Origin of the sequence: Arachnia propionica (assembly GCF_003932785.1) — a bacterium.
Taxonomy (GTDB): Bacteria; Actinomycetota; Actinomycetes; order Propionibacteriales; family Propionibacteriaceae; genus Arachnia; species Arachnia propionica_B.
Genome location: NZ_RQYT01000013.1, coordinates 59,397 through 65,396 on the forward strand (window position 1 = coordinate 59,397; position 6,000 = coordinate 65,396).

Annotated in this window: 3 protein-coding genes; all 3 read right to left on the reverse strand. The window is 62.0% G+C overall.

Going from position 1 to position 6,000, the window contains the following annotated elements; genetic code table 11:
- Positions 1-140: 140 nt before the first annotated feature.
- Positions 141-722, reverse strand: a complete 582-nt coding sequence (locus EII35_RS07495; protein ID WP_125227844.1) for a hypothetical protein — start codon at positions 720-722, stop codon at positions 141-143.
- 139 nt (positions 723-861) lie between these two features.
- The gene (locus EII35_RS07500) at positions 862-1,443 is read right to left on the reverse strand and encodes a hypothetical protein (protein WP_125227845.1); all 582 of its coding nucleotides are present in this window, start codon (positions 1,441-1,443) and stop codon (positions 862-864) included.
- Between the two features lie 37 nt (positions 1,444-1,480).
- Positions 1,481-5,941 (reverse strand): DUF6531 domain-containing protein, encoded by a 4,461-nt coding sequence (locus tag EII35_RS07505; protein ID WP_125227846.1) that lies wholly within the window; start codon positions 5,939-5,941, stop codon positions 1,481-1,483.
- Between the last annotated feature and the right edge of the window lie 59 nt (positions 5,942-6,000).

The window sequence follows — 6,000 nt, forward strand, 5'->3', positions numbered from 1 at the left end:
AAAGGACATGTCACACGGCTACCGCGGACCCCTCAAAGAACTCCCCGGAATCATCCACCTCGTCACCAACCTGGAAATCCTCAGAACCTACACCCACCATCAACCCCGTGAATAACGCCTCAACAGTCACACCGATCAGATCACTTCTTTCGCCCAAAAAGCTTGCAAAAAATATCTCGCACCTTTGCCCCAACCAGCTGCGCCAAACAAATCGATCCGACAATGATCCCGCCCTTCGAATCCGTCATCGCCGACCAAATCAACACACTGATTAGCACAGCGGAGAGACCGAAGGTCGTCAGCGGCCTGAGCCATCGATCACGGGCGACACGACGATCAAGCTCCCTTCCAGCCCTCTCCACACATTCAAGATCAACCTCCGGCGGCCTATTCTTCTCCAACAGGCCCAGAACCCATTCAACCGACTCCTCAAGGGGTAGCTCACGCCCCTTCGGTCGAGGCTCTCCCAGAGCACACTCCTTCCAATCCCAAATATTCATGTAGCGTCGGGTCCCTGGAGGGCAGAAGAAAACATACCAGCCATCAAGATCGGCAGACACCCCAACCTTCCCGATGGAAGTGATAGCCCCATAGGGGCGATAGTTTCTCCTTTCACTATTAAGAATCACCTCATGCAAAGGCGTACCACGCGCCTCAAGCACATCACCCAGACGCTGCACCGCCTCGGGAGGCGGATTCGGCGCAGTGTCATACCAAGCCACCGATCATTTCCCTTCCTGCTCCACAGCGTAGACCTTGGAAACCTTCCCAACACAACCTACCAGCCGCAGAGGCAATGTCTCACCAAACCAAGGTCCCCGGGGAACACAAATGACAACGACTCAGGAACCCCACCTCAGACTACTTCATTCGCCTCGAGATCTTGCCCTTGATCTTTTCCACCTTCATCGCCAAGATCCGCACCAGTGCAAGGGTGCCAATAACCATCCCGGAGGTCGAATCGAAGATCACTGACCCCACCAGCAGACCACACACAGCAAGATACGAAACCATGGTCATCAACGGGCCAAGCCAACGTTCACGCGCCACACGGCGACCCATGCCAGCTGCCATCCGTTCCACGCACTCCAAATCAACTTCTGGGCATTTGCCTTCTTTCAACAAGCCCACAAGCCAATCCACAGACTCGTCAACCGGTATATGCCTACCCTTAGGTCGAGGCTTCCCAAGCATACATTCTTCCCAGTCCCATAGCGTGATGAACCTGCGCGCCCCTGAGGGCGAGAAGAAAACGCTCCACCCTCCCTCACTGACAGCAAGCCAGATCCGCCCAACGGGAGTCGATGCCGCGTAGTCATGACGATCCCCCTTGACCTTATCCCGAGCAACCTCTCCCAAGGGACACCCAAGAGAATCCAGCACCTCACCAAGGTGCTTCAGTTTATCGCACGGCAATGTTGAAGCAGTGTCGTACCAAACCATTTCAGCCCCTTTCTTAGCACTCTCGGGAACGAAGTAATCACGAGATTTCTTCCTGGAACGCTCTGCGAGGAGGAGGATAGAGAGCCGAGTATTCTGAGTCGGTTTCAGACATGGCACGACGCGGGACCGCGGTACTTGGACCTTCGATACCACTGCTACGGCGCGGCTCAACAAGCTCCCTCCGCGCAGCTACTGATCGGGGCACTTCAGGGGTTGAAGAGCTTGGAAGTACGTCAGCACTTGCTGCTGCCGGAATACTGTCCTGAAGTGATATCTCAGGAACTCGGGATTCGGTGCTAGGTTCCTGAACGCCTCGCAGCTTTATCATCCGCGTTCCGGCTCCTGCTACAGCGCCTTGGGCTGCACCGAGCGCGGTGGACGCTCCAACGTTCGTCCAGAAGTCTGCGCTCCAAATGCTGCGTTTGGCGTTGATATTGTCGATGACGCCGCTGGTGAAGCCTGTACCGGCGCCGACTCCTGCCTCCACGCCGGCATGCACCAGGATGTCTCTGGCCCGCGATGCTCCTGCGCCGATGAGTTGCGCGCCGTAGCGGCCCATGATCCACGCCGACGCGGCACCGCCCACACCACCGAGGACAGTCGACACCACAAAGGATCCAACATCCACGGGCTTTCCTGGGTCGTTGATTCCCTGCACCGCCAGATTGAAACCGGCACTGGCGACCATCCCCCCGATGACCGGGAAGGCGGCGCTGAGAGCAAGTCCAGCCACGAAGAGGCCTGCTCCTGTGAGGGTTTTCCAGTTGAAGATTCGGCTGCCGTTGGCGTCGTTGTAGTTTTTCAGTTCTTCGTCGGTGACGGGTCGTAGGCCGAGGGGGTCCTGGGCGTGGAGGGGGTTGTTGTTGGCGTAGTGGTAGGGGTTGCCGGTGAAGGCAGTGCCGGTGATGGGGTCGAGCGGGTCCGGGGTGAGGAAAGTACGGGTGCCCGGTTGATAGACGCGATGAGTGAGCCATTCCAGGCCTGAGATGTGGATGCCGCCGTCGGGAGCGATACCGATCCCGTCGATGGTTGTGGTGGCGGTAGGAGTGTCCCAGCCGGTGGGGGTGTCCGGGCGTCCCGTCCGCCAGCCGGTCGGCAGCCATTGGTGGCCGATGGCGGTACCCGCCCAGGTGGCGGTGATCGCCTGGTCGTTGATCTGGATCGGCTGGCCGATGCTGTTCCAGTACAGGTCGGCGTCGTTGACGCGGGCCAGTTCGCCCAGGGCGTTGACGTGGAGGCTGGTGGCTCCGGTGGGGCCGGTGATGTGGGTGAGCCAACCCAAGGCGCTCCAAGCGTAGTCAATACGGCCCTCGGGTCCGGCCTCGCTGATGCGTTTCCCGGCTCGGTTGTAGGTGTAGTGGGTGGTCCCGGTGGAGGTATGACGTTGAAGTAGCTGCCCGGCGGCGTCGTGGATGTAGCGGATGACCTCGTCGTTGTTGTGTTCCTCGACGAGTCGGCCGGCTTCGTCGTAGGTCCAGGTACACACCCGACCGTGGGGGTCCCGGGTTTCGACGAGTTGTCCGGCCGCGTCGTGGCGGTAACTGGTGGTCTCGCCGTTGCGGGTGATCGCGGTGATCCTGCCCTGATCGTCGCGGGTGATGATCGTGTCGTGGGTGCCGTCGCTGGTGTCGCTGTGGTGGCGTTTCACCTGGCCGTTGGTGTACTCCCAGGTTTGGTGACTGGTGGGGGTGCGGGCCTCGACCAGCCGTCCGGCCCTGTCGAAGACCTGGTCCACGGGCCCGGCGGGAGTGGTGATGCGGGTGCAGCGGCCGAGCGGGTCGTAGCCGTACCTGGTGACATCGCCGTTGGGTGTGGTGATGTGGGTGCAGCGGCCGAGCAGGTCGTAGCCGTAGCGGGTTATGGCGTTGTGACGGGCCTGTTCGACGAGACGACCTGATTCATCCCAGCGGAGCCGGTGCTGCACCGGCGCGTCAGGGTTGGTGGTGTCATCGACAGTCAAGACCCCCGCCCGGTAGTCATGGTGATGGGCCGCGACCACGGTGCCGTTGACGATGACCTGATGAACATTTCCCGCGTAGTCGTGGGTCCACTCAAGCTGTTCCCCGGTGCCGCGTTCATGCCCGGTCAGTCGTCCTGCGGCGTCGTAGGTGTAGTGCTTGGTCCGGCCGAGGGGATCGGTTTCGCTGGTGTTGAGGTCGAGGTGGTTGAACTCCCGGTGGGTGACGTTCCCGAGTGGGTCGGTGATGGTGGTGGCGCGGCCACCGGTGTCGTAGCTGTAGCGGGTGACCCGGCCGAGCGCGTCAACGGCTTCGATGAGCTGCCCTGCCTGGTCGTAGTGGAAGTGCCGGGTCCCCAAGAACCGACTCCACGTCTTGACGACTCTCCCACACAGGTCGTACTTCCAGGTGGATCGACCATGAACCGGGTGTTCCGCCGTGATGATCCTGCCGCAGGCGTCAAGGGTGTAACGGGTCTCGCCGCCTTCCGGATCGATCTCTCCAACGAGGCGGTTGTCGGCATCCGTGACGAAGGTGGTGATGTTGCCCAACGGGTCAGTGACCTCACTGAGCCTGCCCGTCAGCTTGTTGTAGCGGTAGCGGGTGACCGACCCATCAGGGCGACGGATCTCGAGAACCTTACCCGCCGAATCCCTACGAAGGGCGGTGACGCCACCATCGGGATCGATGTACTCGATCGGGCGACCGCATTGGTCGTAGCGGGTGCGGTGCGTGCCTCCTCCCTCACCACGGGTGGAGGCGATGACGCGTCCGATTCGGTCAGTCACGTGAACACTCTTCGGGGCGTCCGGGATGTCGGGGTACTGCCAAGTTTCCAAGTGATCCTTGGAATGCCCGGTGATCCAGGCTCTCCCGGTGGGGTCCTGCATCCGGGTGGGGCGTCCGATGACGTCGTGGGTGTATTCCCACCGGGCCCCTTCGGGATCGGTGACGGCGACCAGCCGCGACAACGCGTCATGGGTGTATTCCCACCGCCGGCCATCCGGCAACACCGTCGCAGCCAGAAGACCCAGGTCATCATGGAACGACGCAGTCACCCGCCCCAACGGATCTGTCACCTGCGACACCTCGCCGGCGTCATCGTGGCGGATCTCGGTACGCGCCCCCAACGGGTCAATGGTTGCCACCAGGCGCCCCGCCGCTGAATACTCGAATCCCCACCTGGCCCCATCAGGATCAACCCGCGCCGCGAGCTGCTCCCCAACCCACTCATATCGGGTGATGTTGCCGCTGGGGGTGATCGACGCGGTGATCCGACCCACCTCATCGCGTTCCAACCGGCTGCTGTGACCGGCACCATCAGCCATCTCGACAAGATCCCCATACTGGTCGTAACCCAACCGGAACTCCACCCCCGTCGGATCCACCATGCGCACCAACTGCCCCCGCTCCCACGCCAGTCGGGTCACGCCACCGACACCGTCAATGATCTGTGAGGGATACCGGGAATCGGTGTCATAGCTGTAGCTGGTGGTGCTCGGCTCGCCGTCATCGGCGAACACCCGCACCGCGGTCAACCGATCCCACTCATCCCAACTGTTCTCGATCCGCGCACCGGAGGGTGTCACCCGCGCCACCAGCCGGGACCGGTCATCAAACTGACTCGCCGTCACCCCACCATCACGTTCCGTCGCCACCACCACATTCCCATGGACATCCCTGGCCAACGACGTGGCCTGCCCGTCAGCATCCACCACCCGCACCAACCGGCCACGGGAATCATGCACCCACGTGTTCGACCGAGACCCATCCTCATCCGCCACCACCGTCACCGGCCCCGGCAGATACGAAAACCGACTCACCCGGCCATGCTGACTGGTCTGGGACACCACCCTGCCGTGGGTGTCGTAGGAGTTGGTGACCTCCACCACCCCATCAGCATCCACCACCTGGGTGATGAACCCCTCCTGCCACACATACCGGCGCATCCCCCGCGTCGTCGTCGCCTCGACCAGCCGCCCCTCCACATAGCGGTAGTCCACCCGGCGACCATCCGAGGCCACCACCGCGATCACCCGGCCGGCATCCTCATCCCAGACCACATCCACCCACCGGCCACGCTCATGCATCATCCGCCGCAACCGGCCCCCACCCCAATGAAGGGACACAGCGAAACCCTCACCCGCCGCGAACCCCGTCAACCGGCCCGCCGCATCAAAACGCCACCACCCCCCAGCATTGTCAGAAATCTCCCAACCATCCTCAAGGCTTCTCAGCCAGAACGCCTCGCTCGTGGCGCGATCCCAGCCATCACCCAACCGCGGGAACACCACCTCACGGCCATCACACAGCCGCCACCTGGCCACTGATTCCTCGACCTCGAGTCCGGCCTCGGTCCACGATGACCAGCCCGGCCCGAACGCCCCCACCGCCGGGTTCAACGAGTTGTACATCCGCCGCCACACCAACGCCGCACAGCCTCCATCAAACCCCAAATCCACCTCCGGCTCCAAAAAATTACCCGTCGCCGTGTTCACCGGATCATTTGCATACCCCGTCGTCGGAGGAGCACCAAACATCTGTGGCGGATCAATCTCCAAATCCTTCCGCTCGGCATTCACTCCCGCTGTTTCCAGCG